At 69.1% G+C, this 21,084-nt stretch carries 13 protein-coding genes (1 of these 13 cut by a window edge); 11 read left to right on the top strand and 2 right to left on the bottom strand.

Going from position 1 to position 21,084, the window contains the following annotated elements; genetic code table 11:
* Positions 1 to 40 precede the first annotated feature (40 nt).
* The 5 genes from EDD90_RS23010 (at position 41) to dpgD (ending at position 5,499) form a co-directional block, all read left to right on the top strand.
* Positions 41 to 1,411 (top strand): PLP-dependent aminotransferase family protein, encoded by a 1,371-nt coding sequence (locus tag EDD90_RS23010; protein ID WP_398925155.1) that lies wholly within the window; start codon positions 41 to 43, stop codon positions 1,409 to 1,411.
* A gap of 98 nt (positions 1,412 to 1,509) precedes the next feature.
* Positions 1,510 to 2,631: a 3,5-dihydroxyphenylacetyl-CoA synthase DpgA gene (gene dpgA / locus EDD90_RS23005; RefSeq protein ID WP_398928572.1), complete on the top strand. Its 1,122-nt coding sequence runs from the start codon at positions 1,510 to 1,512 to the stop codon at positions 2,629 to 2,631.
* Between the two features lie 53 nt (positions 2,632 to 2,684).
* A complete protein-coding gene (gene dpgB, locus EDD90_RS23000) occupies positions 2,685 to 3,353 on the top strand; it encodes an enoyl-CoA-hydratase DpgB (RefSeq protein WP_260328001.1) in 669 nt (222 codons plus the stop codon).
* Positions 3,350 to 4,696 carry a (3,5-dihydroxyphenyl)acetyl-CoA 1,2-dioxygenase DpgC gene (gene dpgC, locus EDD90_RS22995; RefSeq protein ID WP_398925152.1) on the top strand — a complete coding sequence of 449 codons (1,347 nt, stop codon included), beginning with the start codon at positions 3,350 to 3,352 and terminating at the stop codon, positions 4,694 to 4,696. Before dpgB ends, dpgC begins: the two co-directional genes overlap by 4 nt.
* On the top strand, positions 4,693 to 5,499 hold the full coding sequence (gene dpgD / locus EDD90_RS22990) for an enoyl-CoA-hydratase DpgD (protein ID WP_148098572.1): 807 nt from the start codon (positions 4,693 to 4,695) through the stop codon (positions 5,497 to 5,499). Before dpgC ends, dpgD begins: the two co-directional genes overlap by 4 nt.
* An 85-nt stretch (positions 5,500 to 5,584) precedes the next feature.
* Here the strand turns inward: dpgD and EDD90_RS22985 are convergent, their stop codons facing one another.
* Together EDD90_RS22985 and EDD90_RS22980 are read right to left on the bottom strand one after the other, a co-directional pair.
* The gene (locus EDD90_RS22985) at positions 5,585 to 6,910 is read right to left on the bottom strand and encodes a cysteate synthase (RefSeq protein WP_123974834.1); all 1,326 of its coding nucleotides are present in this window, start codon (positions 6,908 to 6,910) and stop codon (positions 5,585 to 5,587) included.
* An 84-nt stretch (positions 6,911 to 6,994) separates the two neighbouring features.
* Positions 6,995 to 8,584 (bottom strand): MBL fold metallo-hydrolase, encoded by a 1,590-nt coding sequence (locus EDD90_RS22980; RefSeq protein WP_123974833.1) that lies wholly within the window; start codon positions 8,582 to 8,584, stop codon positions 6,995 to 6,997.
* A 532-nt stretch (positions 8,585 to 9,116) separates the two neighbouring features.
* Between EDD90_RS22980 and EDD90_RS22975 the strand changes: the two genes are divergently transcribed.
* From EDD90_RS22975 to EDD90_RS22950, 6 genes are all read left to right on the top strand, one after another.
* A complete protein-coding gene (locus EDD90_RS22975) occupies positions 9,117 to 9,350 on the top strand; it encodes an MbtH family protein (RefSeq protein ID WP_311737276.1) in 234 nt (77 codons plus the stop codon).
* A gap of 329 nt (positions 9,351 to 9,679) precedes the next feature.
* Positions 9,680 to 11,467: a fatty acyl-AMP ligase gene (locus tag EDD90_RS22970; RefSeq protein WP_123974831.1), complete on the top strand. Its 1,788-nt coding sequence runs from the start codon at positions 9,680 to 9,682 to the stop codon at positions 11,465 to 11,467.
* Positions 11,464 to 13,224 (top strand): acyl-CoA dehydrogenase, encoded by a 1,761-nt coding sequence (locus tag EDD90_RS22965; protein WP_123974830.1) that lies wholly within the window; start codon positions 11,464 to 11,466, stop codon positions 13,222 to 13,224. Before EDD90_RS22970 ends, EDD90_RS22965 begins: the two co-directional genes overlap by 4 nt.
* A complete protein-coding gene (locus tag EDD90_RS22960) occupies positions 13,214 to 14,902 on the top strand; it encodes an acyl-CoA dehydrogenase (protein WP_123974829.1) in 1,689 nt (562 codons plus the stop codon). Before EDD90_RS22965 ends, EDD90_RS22960 begins: the two co-directional genes overlap by 11 nt.
* Entirely contained in the window at positions 14,899 to 15,183 is a 285-nt protein-coding gene (locus EDD90_RS22955; RefSeq protein ID WP_123974828.1) for an acyl carrier protein, read from the top strand. The genes EDD90_RS22960 and EDD90_RS22955 overlap by 4 nt, the downstream gene beginning before the upstream one ends.
* Positions 15,184 to 15,312: 129 nt before the next feature.
* A protein-coding gene (locus EDD90_RS22950; RefSeq protein ID WP_123974827.1) for a non-ribosomal peptide synthase/polyketide synthase crosses the window boundary here: on the top strand, positions 15,313 to 21,084 show its 5' end (the start). 23,169 nt of this gene lie beyond the right edge of the window; 5,772 of the gene's 28,941 nt are visible here — the first part of the coding sequence; the start codon lies at positions 15,313 to 15,315; the stop codon falls past the right edge of the window.

Raw genomic sequence — 21,084 nt, 5'->3', positions numbered from 1 at the left:
CCACGGCTCTCTGCTCTTCGATCCCCACGGAGGCGTGCACATGACCGCTCGTTCCCATGACCGACCCACGCCCGAACCGGACCCCGGGGAGGCGCAGGGAGTGCTGCGCAAGGAGCACTTGCACACAAGTGTCTCGGACCCCGTCCTGGACACGATGACCTTCCTCAACGAGGTCACCTTGCGTCATCCCGAAGCGATTTCATTCGCGCCGGGACGCCCGTACGACGGGTTCTTCGACGTCGAGGAGATCTTCACGCACATCCGCCGCTACCTGGAACACCTGGAGGCCGACGGAGCCTCGCCCGCGCACATCCGCGACGCGCTCTTCCAGTACGGTCCGACGGCCGGCCGTATCCGCGAGGTGATCGCCGATTCGCTGCGTCTGGACGAGGACATCGACGTGCCGCCGGAGTCCATCGTCGTCACGGTCGGCTGCCAGGAGGCGATGTTCCTCGCCGTGCGGGCCCTGATCGCGCGGCCCGAGGACGTGCTGCTGGTCTCGAGCCCCTGCTACGTCGGGATCACCGGGGCGGCCAGTGTGCTGGGCGTCGGGGTCTCGCCGGTGGAGGAGGGCGCCGACGGCTTCCGGTGCGCCGACCTGGAAGCCGTGGTGCTGGCGGAGCGGGCGAAGGGCCGCAACCCCCGCGCGTTCTACGTGGTTCCGGACCATTCCAACCCCTCGGGCACCACGATGCCGCTCGAAACCCGTCGTGAGCTGCTCGCCCTCGCCGCCGCCCTCGACATCCTCATCTTGGAGGACAGCCCCTATCGGCTGGTGAGCCCCGGCCGGCAGTTGCCGACCCTCAAGTCTCTCGACCGGGAGCGCAGGGTGGTGCATCTCGGATCATTTTCCAAGACGCTCTTCCCGGGGGCCCGCGTCGGATTCGCCGTCGCCGACCAGGTGGTCGTCGACAGCGCCGGCACCAGCAGCCTGCTGGCCGACGAGCTCACGAAGATCAAGAGCATGGTGACGGTGAACACCTCGCCCCTGAGCCAGGCGGTGGTCGCCGGCATGCTCCTTTCCGCGGGCGGCCGTGCGACCGATCTCAACGCGAAGACCTCCGTGTACTACGGCGAGGCCATGCGCGCGACAGTCCGGCAGCTCGACGCCTGTCTGCCGCCGGCCCGCCGGGCCGAGCTGGGCGTCAGCTGGAACGAACCCGACGGAGGGTTCTTCCTCACCGTCGACGTCCCCTTCGATGCCGACGCCGCGGCGCTGGCCCGCTCGGCTCGTGACTTCGGGGTCATCTGGACTCCGATGTCCTATTTCCACCCCGATGGGGGCGGACAGCAGAGCATCCGCCTTTCCACGAGCTATCTGACTTCGGACGACATCGCCGAGGGGATCGCGCGGTTCGCGCGGTTCATCGAGGCCGAGTCCGCAGACCCCGGACGGACCGGGGCCAACTGAGCCGTCCGATTCCCTCAGGGAGGACCGTTTCGAATGATCAGTGTGTCCGTCAAACCGCGCAGCAGGGCCCGGATGTGGGGGTGGACCTACCGATGACCATCAGTCTCGACCTGTACCGTCCGAAAGCGCTGGACCTTCCGGCGTCGCACGCGGAAGCGGTCCGCGCACCGGCACCCGCGCGCATCACCGGCGTCGGCACCGCGGTGACCGCGGAGTCGTACTCGCAGCAAGAACTCCTGGACATCTTCGCGATCACCGATCCGAAGATCCGCTCCGTCTTCCTGAACAGCGCCATCTCCCGTCGTCATCTGACGCTTCCACCCCAGGACTCCGAGGGAAACCGTGTCTCGGAGCCGCAAGGGGACCTGCTCGCGAAGCACGCGCGGCTCGCGGTCGACATGGGACTGCGAGCTCTCCAGTCCTGTCTGGACGACACCGGTGCGAGCCTGCGGGACATCGACTACCTCTGCTGCGTGACCACGACCGGGTTCCTCACCCCGGGGCTCAGTGCCCTGATCATCCGCGAGGCCGGGATCGACCCGAGCTGCCACCGGGTGGACGTGGTCGGCATGGGGTGCAACGCCGGGCTCAACGCCCTCAACGCCACGGCGTCCTGGGCCCGGAGCAATCCCGGGCGGCTCGCCGTCATGATCTGTTCGGAGGCCTGCTCCGCCGCCTACACCTTCGACTCGACGATGCGAACCGCCGTCGTCAACAGCCTGTTCGGTGACGGAGCAGCGGCCATCGCCCTCGTCGCGGGAGACGACGAGCCCGCTGCAGGGCCTCGCGTGCTCTCCTTCGCCAGCCACATCATCACCGACGCCATCGGGGCGATGCGCTACGACTGGGACAGCGACCAGAGCAGGTTCAGTTTCTACCTCGATCCCCACATCCCCTATGTGGTCGGCGCGCATGCGGAGCGGGTCGTGGACCGGCTCCTGTCCGGCGCCGGTCTGTCGCGCAGCGCCGTCAAGCACTGGCTGGTGCACTCGGGAGGGAAGAAGGTCATCGACGCGGTGCGCGTCAATCTCGGCCTCACCCGCCACGACGTACGTCACACCACGGGCGTGCTCTCCGACTACGGCAACCTCTCCAGCGGCTCGTTCTTGTTCTCCTACGAACGGCTGCTTGATGAACGGGTCGTCGAGCCCGGCGACTACGGAGTCCTGATGACCATGGGACCCGGTTCGACCATCGAGACGGCACTGGTCCAGTGGTGACGGGGGACGGCATGCATCAGAACAGACCTATGCATCGGCAGGGAGAGGTAGTCGTGGAGACGCAAGGCGAGACGCTGAGGATCGACGGCCGGCAGCTCATATCCACTGAGCTGGTCGCTCAGGTCGGCGAGGCGTGCGACCGGGCCGAGGCGCTCGGCGGGCAGGGCCGACTGGTCGTCCTCGCGTCCGGCGCTCCGGCGCAGGCACGGACCGAGGGGCTGACCGTCGCGCTGGTGAGCCGCTGGGAACGCGCGCTCAGGCGGCTGGAGCGACTGCCGGCCACCATCGTCGGTGTCGCGGACGGCGAGATCGGCGGGCCGGCCCTGGATGCGCTGCTGGCCACCGACTACCGCATCGCGACGCCCGCGACGCGGCTGGTGGTGCCGGTCAGTTCGGGTGCGACGTGGCCCGGAATGGCGCTGTACCGGCTTGCGCACCAGGGGTCGAACACCGCGGCGATCCGTCGGGCGCTGCTGTTCGGCGACCCGATCGGTGCGCGGGACGCGCTGGCGCTGCAACTGATCGACGAGGTCAGCGACGACGTCGCCGGTGCGCTGGCGGCCGTGGCCGAGCTCACCGGGGCCCTGTCCGGGCGGGAGCTCGCCATCCGTCGTCAGCTGATGATCGACGCGGCGACCACCAGCTTCGAGGAAGCCCTCGGCGTGCACCTGGCGGCCTGCGATCGGACGCTGCGACTGGTGTCCGCGGAGGCCGTGTCGTGACGGCCAGTGCGATCGAGTCCGGACCGCAGGCCTCGCGGGCCGTCCGGGCGGCCCTGCCCGAGGCCAGGAAGGCCCTGACACTGGCCGCGGAGCGGGCCGAGGCGGTCCTCGCGGCGCTGCCCGAGGCAGGACGGCGCTCCCCCGCCGAACGGGCGGCCGCAGCGGTGGCCAAAAACGAGGCCAGGGCGCTACGTTGCGGGTTCCTGGACGCGCACGTCGATGCCGTCTACGCCGAACTGACGGACCACGGTACGCGGCACCTCCGCCTGGCCGAGCTCGTCGAGTCCGCGGCGATCCGGTTCCCCGGACTCGTGCCCTCCCGCGAGCAGCTGGCGGCCGAGCGGAGCCGGCCCCAGGCCGCCAAAGAGGGCCATGAGATCGACCAGGGCATCTTCTTCCACCGGGTGCTCGGTTCGCACTCCAGCGGGCGGCACCTGCTCGACGCCATGCTCCGGCCGACCCCCCGCGCGCTGGACCTCCTGCCCGGGTTCACCGAGACCGGGCAGGCGGACCTGGGCTCGGTGCGCATCGAGCGGCGTGGCGGCGCGGCACGCCTGACCATGTGCCGCGACGACTGCCTCAACGCCGAGGATCCCCGCCAGGTCGAGGACATGGAGACCGCCGTCGACCTGGCGCTGCTCGATCCCGGGACCGAGGTCGGCCTGGTCCGCGGCGGAGTGATGAGCCACCCCCGCTACTCCGGCAGACGGATCTTCAGCGCCGGCATCAACCTCAAGGCGCTGCACGGCGGTGGCATCTCGCTGGTGGACTTTCTCCTGCGGCGGGAGCTGGGCTACATCCACAAGCTGCTGCGGGGGATCGTCGTCGACGATCCGGCGCGCTGGTACTCGCGGACCGTCGAGAAGCCCTGGGTCGCGGCGGTGGACGGCTTCGCCATCGGCGGCGGGGCCCAGCTCCTGCTCGTCTTCGACCACGTGCTCGCCGCCTCCGACTCGTTCCTCAGCATTCCCGCGGCTCAGGAGGGGATCATCCCGGGCGCCTCGAACTTCCGGCTCACGCGGGTCGCCGGCGCACGGTTCTCGCGTCGCCTCGTCCTCGGGGGCCGGAAGATCTGGGCCGCGGAACCGGACGCCAGGCACCTGGTCGACGAAGTGGTGGATCCGGCGGAGCTGGACGACGCGATCGAACGGGGCCTGGAGGCGTTCCGGGGGCCGACGATCACCGCCAATCGGCGGATGCTGGTGTCCGCGGAGGAGTCGGTGGACGCTTTCCGTCTCTACATGGCCGAGTTCGCCGTGCAGCAGGCGCTGCGCATGTACGACGACGACGTCCTCGACAAGGTCAGGCGGTTCTCCACCAGGAAGTCGGCCGGATCCTCGTGAGCGGCGGCGGCAGGCCGCGGGTGCGCTACGAGAAGAAGGACGGTGTCGCCCACGTCACGATCGACCGGCCCGGGGTGCTCAACGCGATGGATCTGCGGACCCATGAGGAACTCGGTGAGGCCTGGGACGACTTCGAGGCGGACGACGAAGTCCGGGTTGCGGTGCTCACCGGCGCCGGCGACCGGGCCTTCTCGGTCGGACAGGACCTTCGCGAGCGGGCGCGGTTGAACGCATCCGGCACGCCGCCGACGACGTTCGGAAGCCGCGGCCAGCCCGGCTGGCCGCGGCTGACCGAGCGGTTCGGCCTGAGCAAGCCGGTGGTCGCGAGGGTCGACGGCTACGCATTGGGCGGCGGCTTCGAGCTCGCCCTGGCGTGCGACATCATCATCGCGAGTGACCGGTCGGTCTTCGCCCTGCCGGAAGTCCGGCTCGGCCTGGTCCCGGGGGCGGGAGGCGCGTTCAGACTCGCCAGGCAACTCCCGCTGAAGATCGCGATGGGCTATCTGCTGACCGGGCGCCGTATGACGGCCGAGACGGCGCTGCGGTGGGGACTGCTGAACGAGGTCGTGCCCGCCGACCGCCTGGATGCGTGCGTCGCCGAATGGACCGGTGATCTGCTGCGGGGCGCGCCGCTGGCCGCGCGGGCGATCAAAGAGTCCGTCATGCGGTCGCTGGACATGCCGTTGGAGGAAGCGTTCGAGACGTCATTCGAGTGGGAGCGGCGGCGGATGCACAGTGAGGACGCCGTGGAGGGCCCTCGCGCCTTCGCGGAGCAACGCGAGCCCCGTTGGCGGGGCCGCTGACGCGGAGTGGTGGTACGGAGAAAAGGCGGAGGACCGACGACCCGGCAGTCGTCGGTCCTCCGCTGTCATGTCAGGGCCCTGCTGTTCAGGTGAAGAGTGCCGGCCGTATGGCACCGGCGACTCGCTCAGCCGTGGCACCCAACACCGACTGGTCCCGCACGTCGGCGACGTCGACCCACAGATCGGGCGTGGCCGCCTTGAGCTCCACTTCGCGGCCGCGCCGGGCCCGTCCGCCGCCGGTCACGTTCAGCAGGACCGTCTCGTGCCGCGCCACCTCGCCCCGACCGACCATGGCGGTGAGTCCGGCGAGAGCGACACCTGCGGCCGCCTCGATGTCGATGCCCTCCACCTCCTCGAAGATGTGCAGCGCGCGCGCGACCTCGAGGTTAGGTATCGCCATCGCCTTCCCGCTGCTCTCGCGCAGGATTTCGCGGATCCCACCCCGGACGGCGTAGGGAGGTCGGCTGTTGGCCAGTTCCGTGGCCGTGATGGCGGACTGATCCGCCGCGGCGGCCGATCCCGGAGGCTCGACGGCGGGCCCGCCACCGTCAGGCCTCTGATCGCGGGTCCACAGGTCATGGATGGGCGTGAACGGGGCGTTCTGGCAGAGCACGAGGCGGGGGAAGGCGTCCGGGCAGCCGTTGAGCCGGAGCCGGCCCGCTGCCTCGTGGGCAGCGACCGCACCGGCGCCACTGCCCACTCCCTGGAAGTAGTAGTTGGGGAGCCGACCGTACTTCTCGAACGCCGCCAGCAGGCACGTCGCCAGGCCGTCCCGGCGCCCGACGTTCCGGATGCCGCCCTCCAGCTGGAACCCCTCGAGCCCACCGATGGCCTCGGCAAGGACGATCGCGTCGTCGTAGGTGGCCTCGCCACCGAGGGCGACCAGTTGCACGCATTCGGCCGGCGGTTCCTCGAAGTCCAGCCGGTGCAAGACCTTGCCCGAAACGACGATCAGGCATCGGACCCCATTGAGCGAGCATGCGCGCGCGAACGCCGCCGCTGTGTTCCCTGCCGAGGCGAGCACCAGGGTGGGAGGGTTGTCGGGCATCCTGCCCAACACGGTGCTCGCCTCCAGGTCTTTGAACGTCCCGGTGGGCATGTGGGCGCCGCGCTCAGGCCAGTAGCCGCTGAACGCGACCCACAGGTCGTCGAGCCCGATCCGTGCCGCGAGCCGATCGGCGTTGTAGACGACGCAGCCCGGGGAGTCCGGGACGGTGCGGACGACCGGCAGCCATCGCCCGAAACGGAAGATGCTGTCCTGCGGCGCCTGCGCGGCGAAGCGCGGCGAGTCGTAGGCCGTGCGCAGCAGGGCCGGCCCGTGCGAGACGTCACACGACAGACGCAGGCCGTCGTCGACGTATTCGGCGCCGCAGGCACCGCAGACCAGGCGGTAGGAATGACGGTCGAACATGGGAGCCCCCCGTGGTCGGTCCTGGATGGAAAGCAACAGTGGGGCTGCGTCGCCCGGCTCGTCAGCGTTGTCAGCGGGGAGCCGTCACCAGCGCCACTCGCGCTTGTTGAACAGGTGCTCCGCGGTGATGCCGCGGTCCGCGCACCAGCCGAGGAACTCGTCGATCTGCTTGAGCTGGTAGGTGTCCTCGTTGTAGGTCGTGGCCATGACGTGCCCCTGCCAGCTCTCCTCGCCCATGGCGTAGATGTAGGCTTCCGTCGAGCCGAGCTCCTCCATGATCGCGGCGGCCTGTGCCGCGTTCGAGCCCGACAGCTTGCGCGACCTGCTCATCTTCTTCGGCACCGGAACCGTCAGAATCGCCTGGTAGAGCCAGGTCAGCGGAGCGCCGTCGCACTCCATTCCCAGGAAGGCCATGTCGGCCGTGCCCAGGTGCTCCCGGATGTAGCGGTAGAGCACCGGGTCGATGCCCGAGGAGTCCGCGCCGATGAACACCTTCTTGTCGGCCATCTCCACCCAGAACGTCGACTTGGACCGGATGTCCAGGTCGGAGTGCTCGCCCAGGAACGGCGTGGCGGTCACCTTTCCACCCGGGAAGGGGACTTCGTCGAATTCGTCGACCTCGATGACGTTGAAGCCCAGGTGCCTGAGGTAGAGGCCGATCGAAGGGTCACAGATACTGCCCTTCGACGAACGGGGCACGACCACCGCCCCGATCCGCCCGCGCAGCTGCAGCAGCGTCTCCAGCACGACGTGGTCCTGGTGGCCATGGGTGATCAGGACCAGGTCGATGTGATCGGGGAGGTCGTCCAGGGTGTAACGGTCACCGACGGTGTTGTCGGCGCTGATGAAGGGGTCCGTCACGATGGCGGCCTGCGGCGTCTGGAGCACCAGACACGCGTGCCCGAAGTAGCGGATCCGGCCGCCGGCCTCTATGTGCCGGTCCTCGCTCAGGCTGGGCTTGGAGTCGAGCAGCCGCTCGAGCCAGAGCGCCTGGGCGTCGTCGAGTTCGAGCGCCTCTCGCAGGCGCGCGACGGTGGTGGGCTGGATCCTGGCCTTGAACAGCTCGTCCAGACCCGGATGGCGGATGGGCAGCGGCAGGTCCAGCGCATCGGGCGAGGGGAGCCGGGGCGTGCTCAGGATGAACGGGCGCTCCACCCCGGTCTCCAGCGACAGCTGGATCGACTGGCGTCCCTCGTCGAACATCGGGCTCTTGTAGACGACCGGCTCGAGGAAGTGCAGCGACGCCTGGTTGCCGGCGTCGTAGGCCATCTCCACCAGGCCGTTGAGCGCGCTCGGAAGCTTCGGGTACAGCGGGCTGAGATCGAAGCCGGTCGCCGACTCCCGCACCAGTTCCGCGCCTTCGGTGATCGCCGCGGCAAACTCCAGCATACCGGCCCGGTCTCGCTTGATCGACGCGATCAGGTCGGCCACCTCGGCCTTCCGGGCTTCCTCGATGCCGACGAAGTACCCGCCGCGCATCGCCGGGTTGGCGGTGGCGGCGATGTGCACCTGAGGGTTCTCCACGTACGACTCAAGCAGGGGCAGCTGCAGGTACGCCAGATTCATGGCAGCCTGTATCGGCGCCATGGTGTGGAACCAGGCGTAGAAGCGGTCGACCAACGGCTCGATGATCGCAGCTGACTTCAGGTAGCGCGGCTCGCCGGCATCGCTCATAAGGGTCCTCCACGTAGGTAATGGCAATCCGTAGCCACGGGGATATGTTTTGGGACGGCGGGCGGGAGGCTGCCTACTCCACACACTTGTGGGTATGAAGGGAAAGGACTGAGGCCTGTGCGAGCCACTTCTCCGCCACCACGCACGTGGCACGGGTTCTCACTATGGCATTAGGCCGCGACCGCGCTCAACTGAATTTCCAGCGCGGAAGAAGCGGGGCTCGGAACAGCCGGGCAGCCACGGATGGCGAGTGTTCAACTGACGCCCCGTCGCAGTTGAACGCCACAGCTCCCAGGTCGCTAGGGCGCGCAGCCGTCGCCGCTCGGACGGATCTTGATCAGAGCGACGTGACTGAGTCATAGTGAGCCACGCACTCCCAGGGAGAAGCCGAGAGTGCACCGGTTTCGCCGATCAGGCGGTGAACGCCAATTTCCTGGCAGGGGAACCCGACGGTTCCGCTGCGAGTGTGTACCGGCGTTCACGGTCCCTTTGCTCCCGACTCAAAACCCATTCAGTTTCCGAGAAAGGGCGGCTGATGAACCCGTTCGACGACCCCGATGCCAACTTCTTCGTTCTGGTCAACGACGAGGGCCAGCACTCGCTGTGGCCGGTCTTCGCCGAGGTCCCCGCCGGCTGGAAGACCGTGTTCGGCGAGGCCGGGCGCGAGCAGTGCCTCGAGTACATCGAGACCAACTGGACCGACATGCGTCCCAAGAGCCTGGTCGAGGCCATGGAGAAGCTGGAGCAGGAGAAGCAGAACAGCTAGCGCCGCAACCGCACTCATCACGTCACCGCAGGTCAAGCGGGGGTCACGAGGTTCCTTGTCCTGACGGTCAGGCAGGTCGAGAGCCTGCCCCGACGTCCGAGCGGGCGGACCAGCAGGTGTGAGGCGCTCGCACTGTCGGCCTGTCACCTGCGCCCCGGCAGGGGCGCCCGCCCGACCTGCGGCGATTCCCCCGAGTGCAGTTGCGGCCGCCCGGTCGGCACGTACGTCGGGCAGTCCGCGCCGAGAGCGGTGCGTAACGCGGGAACACCTGTTGCCGCATCCCAGGCCGCCCGACTGGTGGGCAGGGGCCTGCTTTTGGAGGAGGACCCATGACCATCGACCTTGCACGTGCTCAGACCGTGGGCGCCGCGTTTCTCGAGCGGGCAGCCGAACACCCCGAGAAGACCGCGCTCACCATCTACCGCGGTTCCACCGCGACGGAGCATCCCAGCCGCACCTACGCGGAGCTCGCCCGGAGGGCGGGCCGGCGCGCGGAAGAGCTGATGTCACGGCTGGCTCCGGGCGAGCGGGTGCTCATCTCGCTGCCGACCTGCTGCGAATTCGTCGAAATCTACCTGGCGTGCATGCTGGCCGGGCTGGTCGCGGTGCCCATGCCGCCGCTCGTCGGCAGCTCGACCACGACCGCCGCCGAGCGCGTCGCCCTGGTCGCCGGGGACTGCCGTCCCGGCCTCGCGTTCACCACCCCTGGGGACAAAGAGGCCCTCGCAGAGCGACTCCGCTCCCACGGGCTTGGAAACGTCCCGGTCGAAGAGCCGGGTGACATCGGTCCGGACGAGGTGCCGACCGCACTCCTGCCCGGGCGGAACGTGTCATCGGACACACTCGCCGTCCTCCAGTACAGCTCAGGCTCCACCGGTTCACCCAAGGGCGTGATGCTCGACCACGGGCACATCCTCGCCAACCTGGCCGCGCTGCGGGCCTTCGCCTGCCTCGGAACTCCCGACGACTCGTTCGGCAGCTGGATGCCGCTCCACCATGACTTCGGCCTGTTCGCGCAACTCACGACCGCCCTGATCCACGGCGTTCACACGGTGCTGATGTCCCCCACCGAGTTCGTCAAGCGGCCGGTGGAGTGGTTCCGCATGATGGACCGGTTCGGGACCACGGTGACCTCCGCGCCCAACTTCGCGTTCGGCCTGTGCCTGCGCCTGATCCGAGATCAACAGCTCGAGGGGCTCGACTTGTCGGCACTCAGCTGCATCATCAACGGATCCGAGCCCATCCACGCCCCGATGATGGCCGCGTTCGCCAAGCGGTTCGCGTCCATCGGTCTGCGCCCCGAGGCGTACATGCTCGGCTACGGCATGGCGGAGACGACGGTGTACGTGTCGGGTACCCCACGGGACAAGGAGCCGCGCGTCCTGGTTGTCGACCCCCGCCAGGCGGAGTCCGCCGAGAACCCCAGGCTTGTCGAAACGATGGGTGGCGCGGGGAAGGAGATCGTGAGCGTCGGCACGCCCGGCGCGCACGAGACGCGGATCGTCGACCCGCAGACCCTCCGGACGCTGCCCGACGGCGCGATCGGCGAGATATGGCTGCGGGGCAGCAGCATCGGGCGCGGCTACTGGGACAAGCCCGAGCTCAGCGAACAGACCTTCCAGGCGCACCTCGCGGACGACCCCGACGACGTGCCCGGCTGGCTGCGCACCGGAGACCTGGGAGCGGTCCTCGGCGGCGACCTGTTCGTCACCGGCCGGCTCAAGGAGCTGGTGATCGTCCGGGGCCGCAACCTGTACCCGCACGATCTGGAGCAGCAGGCTCGTCTCGCGAACGCAGCTCTCGAAGGATTCGTAGGGGCCGCCTTCGGGGTCGCAGCGCCCGACGAGCGGGTCGTTCTGGTCCACGAGGTCGATCCGCGGGTGCTGGCGGAAGACCTGCCGGCCGTCGCGGCAGACGTCATGCGGGAGCTCACGGCATTCTTCGGTGTCCCGGTCCGCAACGTCATGCTGGTCCGCCGGGGCACCGTCCGCCGCACCACCAGCGGGAAGATCCAGCGTCGGGCGATGCGCGAGCGGTTCCTCGCCGGAGGAATCCCGGCGCTGCACAGCGTGCTCGAGCCTGACATACGACGGCTCACGGCGGTCGATGCGCAGTGACAGCACCACTAAGGGGGGGCAGGACGGAAGTATCCGTCCTGGAAGGAACGCTTGGCGACCCGGTCGAGGCGCTGCGTGAGGACGCCGAACTCGACGCCGCGGAGGAGTTCCCGGCGGCGAGTTGTGCACGGCTGGACTCCTTCGGTCTCGCCGCGTACTACGTCCCGGCCGAATTCGGCGGGAAGCTGGATGATCACGAAATCCTCTTGCGGCTCCTGCGTACGGTCGCGCGCCGCGATGTGAGCGCCACGGTGGCGCACGCCAAGACCTATCTGGGTGCCGCGCCCGTATGGGTCGCCGGCAGCCCGGAACAGGCCGCCGACGTCGCAGCCGTCGTACTCTCCGCACGCCCGGTGGGCTGGGCGCTGTCCGAGCCGGAACACGGTGCGGACCTGCTGAACGGCTCCTGCACGGCCACGCCGCGGGACGGGGGCTATCGCCTGGACGGGGTGAAGTGGCCGATCAACAACGCCACCCGCGCCGTCCTGCTCACCGTCCTCGCCCGCACAGGCGAGCACGGCGGCGCACGCGGTCACAGCCTCTTTGTCTTCGACAAGACATTGGCGGCCGACGGCACTTGGCGGCCCATGCCCAAAGTGCCGACGCACGGCATCCGCGGCATCGATATTTCGGGCATTGAATTCTCCGGCGCCCAACTTCCACCCGCCGCCCGGATCGGCGCGGAGGGAACCGGCGTCGAAACGGTACTGCGCGCACTCCAGCTGACCCGCACCATGTGCGCGGCCCTGTCACTCGGAGCAGGAGAACACGCGTTGCGCCTCACAGCGCGTTTCGTCGCGACCCGGCTCATCCAGCGGCGCCCCCTCATCGAGCGCCCCTACCCCGCCTCGATCCTGGCCCAGTCCGCTGCACAGCTCGCCGCGGTGGAGGCGGCGGCGCTCGTAGGCAGCCGCTCCATCCACAGCCTCACCGGAGAGATGAGCGTGACGTCCGCAGCGGTGAAGGCGCTCGCTCCCACACTGGTCGACGCGATGCTCGCGGAACTGGCCGAGCTGCTCGGCGCGCGCTCCTTCCTCACCGGTGTGTACGAGCACGGCGCATTCCAGAAAGTGCGGCGCGACCACCAGGTCGTGTCGATCTTCGACGGCAGCACCCCGGTGAACAGAGCCGCCCTGATCCAGCAGTTCCCCCCGCTGGTGCGCGGCTTCGCCCAGCGCGGCGTCGACGCGGAGGGCCTGCGCGAGGCCGTGGCGGTCGGCGCTCCGTTGCGGAACATGGATGTCACCGCCTTGACGCTCCTGTCGCGCCGGGGATCTTCCCTCGTCCAGTCGCTCCCCGAGCTCGTCGCGTCCATCGGCGCTCAGGCCGCCCCCATCGGCCTGGCGGATCACGCGCACGCACTGTGCGCCGTCACCGAGCGGCTGCACTCGCTCATGGCGGACACGCGTCCCGCAGCCAGGCCGTCCATGGCCGCGTACGAACTGGCCGCCGCGTACGAGCTCTGCTATGCGGGCGCGGCCTGCCTGCATCTGTGGGCCACCGGCGAGGGCCGGCACCGGGGCGAACGACTTTGGGAAGACGGGCTCTGGGTGCGGGCCGCACTGCGCATGCTGCTGGCCAGGATCGCCGATGTCCTGCGGATACCGAAACCCGCGGCCGCTCCCGGAGATGACCGGATCGACGGCCCGCTGTCCCTCCTGATCGCCGAGGCCGCACAGACCGGTGCCGCAGTGACGCCATTCGGCGAACCGATGTCGTGGCCGTCCGGGGAACCGGGAGGCCCCCGTGGGCGCTGAAGAGCTGGACGCACTGCTCGGTGACCCCTGGGACGCCGAGAACCCTTTGGGCTACGCCGCCGTGCTCGACGCCGACGAACGACACGAGATGCTGGCCGAGGGCGAGCAGCTGCTCGACCGATTCTGCATGAACGCCGAATTCGTGCCCGTCGAATACGGCGGCCGCTTCACCCGCGCCGACCGTCTCGCCCAGATTCAGCGCACGCTCTGGCGACGCGATCCCTGCCTGGGACTGGGCTACGGGCTCAGTTCGTTCATCGCGTCGGTCAACATCTGGACCTCCGGCGACGAGGACCAGCGGCGCCGGGCGGCCGAACTGCTCCTGAACAACGGCAGGATCGCCGCCGCCTTCCACGAACTCGACCACGGCAACGACTTCGCGAACGCGGAGTTCAGCGCTCAACGCCGCGACGGGCGATGGCTGCTCTCCGGCCGCAAGGAGATCGTCACGAACCTTCGGCGCGCCGACGCGGTCGTGCTGTACGCCAGGACCGGCGAAGCCGTCGGCAGCCGTAGCCACAGCCAGTTCCTGGTCGCCCGGGACGATCTGCCGGCCGCCGGGGTGCGTGACTTGCCGCGCTTCCTCAGCTCCGGGATGCGAGGCGTCCAACTCGGCGCCATGGCCTTCACCGACTGCCCCATACCCGCCGACTCGCTGCTCGGTGCGGAGGGCCAGGGCATGGAATCCGCCCTGCGGGCCTACCAGATCACCCGGTCCATCACCCCGGCCGTGACCGTAGGTCCCCTCGACACCGCGCTGCGCGCCGCGCTCGGCTTCGCCCTCGATCGCCGGCTCTACGGCGGGGTCGCCGCCGACATTCCCTATGTCCGCTCCGTCATCGCCCGTGCCTACGCCGACCTCCTGGCCATCGACGCCTTCTCGGCAGTCGTACTCAGAGCGCTGCATCTGTCACCCACGATCGCGCTCTACGCCCCCGCCGCCAAGTACCTGACCTCCCGGATCGCGCTCGACGCGTTCGAGGAACTGCGGTCGGTGCTGGGCGCGCAAGGGTACCTGCGGCAGGGCCCTTACGCGATCTTCCAGAAGATGGCCAGGGACATAGCGCCGGCCACCTTCGCGCACATATCGCGAGCCGGCTGCCTGGTGATGATCCTGCCGCACCTGCCCCGACTGGCCCGGCGCGCATGGCTCCAAGGTTCTCCGGCCGCGGAAGAGCTGTTCGACCTCGAGGGCGAACTCCCTCCGCTGAACCCCGCGCGGCTGACGGTGGGTGTCCCGCCCGCCGACGGACTCATGGGCACCCTCGCCGAGATCGGCGGACGAGATTCGGACGGCGGAGCCGTGAGCCGGTTCGCGACACGGTTCCTGGACGAACTCCGCTCGCTGCGCGACGAGTGCGCGGGCCTGCCACCGAGGGACATCACGATCAGTGCCGCACCGGAAGCCTTCGCCTTGGCCGATCGCTACACCGTCCTGCTCGCGGCGGCATCGGTACTCGCTGTGTGGGACCAGGCGGGCGCCCGTTACGGCGACGCCGAATTGATCGGTGTCCTCGACCGGCTTGCGGGGCGCCTCGGTGGCCGCTCGGTTCTCACCACGGCTGAACGTGAGAGCACGGAGGACAAGCTCTTCGCCGCCGCCGCACAGCACTGCCTGGACCGCCGACTCTTCGATTTGACTGCCCGGCGCGTACCGGGCGAGGGAAGACAGCCATGACTGAGCACGGAACCACTGCCATCGAACCGACGTCGGAGAACATCCGCGACTGGCTCCAAGGGCGCGTCGCGCACTACATCGACGAGCCGAAAGACGCGGTCGACGCGAAGGCGCCCCTCGCCGACTACGGACTGGACTCGGTGTACGCCTTCGCCCTCTGCGGCGATATCGAGGACACCCTGGGTGTGACCATCGAGCCCACTTTGATCTGGGACGTGGAGAACCTTGTGGACCTCACGGACCGCATTCTCGATCTGGTGGCGGAGCAGCCCCAGAGGTGACCGGTCCCCGGCGGCCGGGCGTCACTCGGGACGCCGGTCGGAGCCATCCGTAGATCCAGGCCGCGACGGCCTGGATCATCCACATCCCGTTTTCTTCGTCGTCGTGTCAAGCGATTGAGGTTGGCAGTCATGGTTGCGTCTGAGCACGAACTCCAGGAACTGATGTCCGGTCAGCTCGGTGTCTGGTATGCCCAGCAGTTCGCACCGACAAACCCCGCCTACACCATTGGCGACTACACGGAGCTCCGCGGAGTCCTGGACATCGACCTGTTCACCGACGCCCTGCGGCTCGCCCTGGACGAAGCCGACGGATACCGCCTCAGGATCACCCTGGAGGACGGCATCCCGCGGCAGTACGTCGACGATTCGGGCGAATACCCGATCGAAGTTGTCGACCTGCGCGCGGAGACCGACCCGCGCGCGGCCGCCGAACAGTGGATTCACGCCGATCTGGACGGTCCGCTTGACTTGGTCGGCGGCTGGTTGACCGCGCAGGCCGTGCTGAGGTTGAGCGACGATCACGCCATCTGGTACCAGCGGGCGCATCACATCGCCGTCGACGGAATGGGTCTGTCGGCCTTCGCCGACCGCCTGGCCGAGATCTACACCGGGCTGGTGGAAGGCCGTGTGTCAGCCGGCCGGGTACTGGCTCCGGTGGCTGTCCTGATGGAGACCGACCGGGACTACCGGGAGTCAGAGGAACGAGTCCGGGATCGCGACTTCTGGCTCGACCTCCTGTCCGGCGCGCCCGAGTCGGCCGGATGGCGGGGGCACCACGCTCGGCGACTGGCGAGCCGGCCCGTCCAGCACATTGAGGACATCGGCGCCGATGGCGTCGCCGGCCTGAGGGCGGCCGCGCGACGGCTGAAGACGAGCTTCGCGGGCCTGGTGATCGCCGCCGCGGCTGCCTACCGGCACCGGGTCACCGGCGCGCAGGACATCGTCCTGGGAGTCGCGGTCAACGGCCGGACGCAGATGCGCGAGTTCGGAATTCCCGGTATGACGGCCAACATCATGCCGGTCAGGCTCCGGATGACCCCGGAGTCGACCGTCGCGGACCTCGTGCGGCAGGCTGCGCAAGCAGTCCGGCAGGGCCTGCGACACCAGCGTTATCAGTACACGGACATCATGGCCGACCTGGGTCTTGTCGGCGGCGGCCCTCTCTACGACGTGGTGGTCAACGTCGTCCCGGCCGACCGCCCGGCACGGTTCGGCGACTGCTCCGCCTCCTGGACCGGCCTCTACACCGGACCGGTCGACGATCTCAGAATCGACGTCTACCACGGTTCGGCCGTCGGCGGGATGCAGACCGCGGTCGAGTTGAACCGCGACCTTCACGGCGAGGACGAGGGCGCGGACGTCTCCCGGCACTTTCTCAAGGTCCTGAACTGGTTCGCGGCTGCTTCACCCGGGGATTCGGTCGGCAACGTCGAGCTCCTTGACGTGGTTGAGCTGGACCGGGTGCTGCGTCAGTGGAACGACACGGCGGCCGAGGTGCCGGTGGGGACGTTGCCGGGGTTGTTCGCGGGGCAGGTGGCGCGGACTCCGGATGCTGTGGCGGTGGTGTTCGAGGGCGAGTCGGTGTCGTATGCGGAGTTGGATGCGCGGGCGAACCGGTTGGCGCGGTATCTGTGCGGGCTGGGTGTGGGTCCGGAGTCGGTGGTGGGGGTGTGTCTGCCGCGGGGTGTGGAGATGGTGGTGGCGTTGCTGGCGGTGCTCAAGGCGGGGGCGGCGTATCTGCCGGTGGATCCGGAGCTGCCGGCGGAGCGGGTCTCGTTCGTGTTGGCGGATGCGGGTGCGGTGTGTGTGCTGACCGAGTCCGTGGTGGCCGGGGTGCTTTCCGGTGTGGACGTTGGTTCGGTGCCGGTGGTGGTTGTGGATGATCCGGGGGTGGTGGCGGCGGTGGCGGCGTTGTCGGCCGCTGATCCCGGGGTGTCGGTGGTGTCGGGGAATCCGGCGTATGTGATCTATACGTCGGGGTCGACGGGTGTGCCGAAGGGTGTGGTGGTGTCGCATGCCGGGATTGTGAACCGGTTGGTGTGGATGCAGGACCGGTTCGGGCTGGCGCCGGGGGAGCGGGTGTTGCACAAGACGCCGTTCGGGTTCGATGTGTCGGTGTGGGAGTTGTTCTGGCCGCTGGTCCAGGGTGCGGTGATGGTGGTGGCCCGGCCGGGTGGTCATCGGGATCCGGGGTATGTGGCCGAGCTGGTGCGTGAGCAGCGGGTGGACACGGTGCATTTCGTGCCCTCGATGCTGGAGGCGTTCTTGGCGGTGCCGCAGGCCGGGCGGTGCGGGTCGTTGCGGCGGGTGGTGTGTTCGGGTGAGGCGTTGGGCGCCGGTGTCCGGGACCGGTTCTTCGCCGTGTTCGGTGCGGATGCGGGGTTGTTCAACCTGTACGGTCCGACCGAGGCGTCGGTGGACGTGACCGGGTATCAGGTGCGGCCCGACGGGTCGTCGGTGGTGCCGATCGGGCGTCCGGTTGCGAACACGCGGGTGTTCGTGCTGGATGAGCGGCTGTGCCCGGTGCCGGTGGGTGTGGCGGGTGAGTTGTATCTGGCCGGTGTGCAGTTGGCGCGGGGGTATGTGGGGCGTGCGGGTCTGACGGCGGAGCGGTTCGTGGCCGACCCGTTCGACACCGACCCGGTCGGTGGTGGCCGGTTGTACCGGACCGGGGATGTGGTGCGCTGGTCCGCCGAGGGTGAGCTGGTGTATCTGGGGCGGGCCGATGAGCAGGTGAAGGTGCGTGGGTTCCGGATCGAGCCGGGTGAGATCCAGGCGGTCATCGCCGCGCACCCGCAGGTCGCCCAGGCCGCCGTGATCGCCCGGGAAGACGAGACGGGGGACAAGCGGCTGGTTGCCTACGTCGTCCCGGCGGCCGGGGCGGAAGTGGATCCGTCCATGGTGCGGGTGCACGTCGGGGCCCGGTTGCCGGAGTACATGGTGCCGTCGGCGGTGGTGGTGCTGGAGGCGCTGCCGCTCACGGTGAACGGGAAGCTGGACCGCAAGGCGCTGCCGGCGCCGGACTTCACCGCGCTCACCGGGTCCGGGCGTGGCCCGGCGAACGTGCGTGAGGAATTGCTGTGTCAGGGGTTCGCCGAGGTCCTGGGCCTGGAGTCCGTCGGCGTCGAGGACGACTTCTTCACCCTGGGCGGTCATTCACTGCTGGCAGTGCGGCTGCTGGAGTGGCTGCGGGCAAGGGGCGTGTCCGTCTCGGTGCAGGTGCTCTTCGAAGCCCCGACGCCGGCGGGCCTGGCGGCGGTCGCCGGATCGGTGGCGGTTTCGGTGCCGGAGAACCTGATCCCGGGCGGCGCTCAGGTGATCACGCCGGAGATGCTGCCGCTGGTGGAGCTGACCGAGGCCGAGGTCCAGGCGGTGGTTTCCGGGGTCGAGGGTGGTGCGGGCAATGTCGCGGACATCTACCCGCTGGCTCCGCTGCAGGAAGGGATTCTGTTCCACCACCTGCTGGCCGACGGCGGTGAGGACGTCTACGTCACACCATTCGTGTTCGAGTTCCATGGCCGGTCCCGGCTGGACGGGTTCGTCGCCGCGTTGCAGCAGGTGATCGACCGGTACGACGTGTTCCGGACCTCGGTGGTGTGGCAGGGGTTGCGGGAGCCGGTGCAGGTGGTGTGGCGCTCCGCGGTGCTTCCCGTCACCGAGGTGCGCCTCGATGCCGACAGTACCGATCCCGAAGCGGCGTTGATGTCCGAGGTTGGGCTGGCGCTGGATCTCGGCCGGGCCCCGCTGATGGATCTGCACGTCGCGGAGATCTCCGGCGGCCGGTGGCTGGGACTGCTGCGGATGCATCATGTGGTTCAGGACCACACCACCCTGGAGATGCTGCAGGACGAGGTGGGGACGATCCTGGCCGGGCGTGCCGAGGAGCTGCCGCAGCCGTTGCCGTTCCGGGACTTCGTGGCCCAGACCCGGGCCGGGCTGGCGACTGGGGAGCACGAGGAGTTCTTCCGGGAGCTTTTGGCCGGGGTGGAGGAGCCGACCGCGGCGTTCGGGGTCACCGACGTGCGCAGGGACGGGTCCGGCGTGGCTACGGCAAAGCTGGGTCTGGGTGCTGACTTGGTGGTGCGGTTGCGGGAGGTGTCGCGCCGTTTGGGCGCCAGTCCGGCGACCGTCATGCATGTGGCGTGGTCACGGGTGCTGGCGGTGGTCTCCGGCCGTGATGACGTGGTGTTCGGGACGATGTTGCTCGGGCGGATGAACACCGGGGCGGGCTCGGGCCGGATGCCGGGACTGCTTATGAACATGCTGCCGGTGCGGGTGCGTACCGGGGATCTCGGTGTGCTGGATGCGATCACGGCGATGCGCGGGCAGCTGGCTGGGCTGCTGGAGCACGAGCACGTGCCATTGCCGTTGGCTCAGCGCGCGAGCGCGGTGCCGGCGGATGTGCCGCTGTTCACATCGATGCTCAACTACCGGCACAACAACGGTGACGAGGAGAGCCAGGGCTCGAGCCTGGCCGGTATCAGGCAGGTTTCTTTCCGGGAGCGGACCAACTATCCGCTGGCGGTCGTGGTCGACGACAACGGTGATGGTCTCGGCCTGGTCGTCGACGCCGTGGCGCCGATCGATCCGCAGGCAGTGGCCGAGATGCTGCTTACCGCGGCCGGCGGCGTAGTGGCCGCGTTGGAGGACGCTCTGGACGGCGGCGCGCAGATGCCGCTGTCGGCGCTCGACGTACAGGATGCGGTCGCGTTGGACCGGGTGCTGCGTCAGTGGAACGACACGGCGGCCGAGGTGCCGGTGGGGACGTTGCCGGGGTTGTTCGCGGGGCAGGTGGCGCGGACTCCGGATGCTGTGGCGGTGGTGTTCGAGGGCGAGTCGGTGTCGTATGCGGAGTTGGATGCGCGGGCGAACCGGTTGGCGCGGTATCTGTGCGGGCTGGGTGTGGGTCCGGAGTCGGTGGTGGGGGTGTGTCTGCCGCGGGGTGTGGAGATGGTGGTGGCGTTGCTGGCGGTGCTCAAGGCGGGGGCGGCGTATCTGCCGGTGGATCCGGAGCTGCCGGCGGAGCGGGTCTCGTTCGTGCTGGCGGATGCGGGTGCGGTGTGTGTGATCGCTGATGCGGTGTCCGGGGCTGGGGTGGCTGCGGGTTCGGTGCCGGTTGTGGTGGTGGATGATCCGCGGGTGTCGGCGTTGTCCGGTGATGCGGTGCCGGTGTCGGTGGTGTCGGGGAATCCGGCGTATGTGATCTATACGTCGGGGTCGACGGGTGTGCCGAAGGGTGTGGTGGTGTCGCATGCCGGGATTGTGAACCGGTTGGTGTGGATGCAGGACCGGTTCGGGCTGGCGCCGGGGGAGCGGGTGTTGCACAAGACGCCGTTCGGGTTCGATGTGTCGGTGTGGGAGTTGTTCTGGCCGCTGGTCCAGGGTGCGGTGATGGTGGTGGCCCGGCCGGGTGGTCATCGGGATCCGGGGTATGTGGCCGAGCTGGTGCGTGAGCAGCGGGTGGACACGGTGCATTTCGTGCCCTCGATGCTGGAGGCGTTCTTGGCGGTGCCGCAGGCCGGGCGGTGCGGGTCGTTGCGGCGGGTGGTGTGTTCGGGTGAGGCGTTGGGCGCCGGTGTCCGGGACCGGTTCTTCGCCGTGTTCGGTGCGGATGCGGGGTTGTTCAACCTGTACGGTCCGACCGAGGCGTCGGTGGACGTGACCGGGTATCAGGTGCGGCCCGACGGGTCGTCGGTGGTGCCGATCGGGCGTCCGGTTGCGAACACGCGGGTGTTCGTGCTGGATGAGCGGCTGTGCCCGGTGCCGGTGGGTGTGGCGGGGGAGTTGTATCTGGCCGGTGTGCAGTTGGCGCGTGGGTATGTGGGGCGTGCGGGTCTGACGGCGGAGCGGTTCGTGGCCGACCCGTTCGACACCGACCCGGTCGGTGGTGGCCGCCTGTAC

The sequence above is a fragment of the Streptomyces sp. Ag109_O5-1 genome, from assembly GCF_003814875.1.
GTDB lineage: Bacteria > Actinomycetota > Actinomycetes > Streptomycetales > Streptomycetaceae > Streptomyces > Streptomyces sasae.
This window is presented reverse-complemented; position numbering and strand designations above follow the sequence as displayed.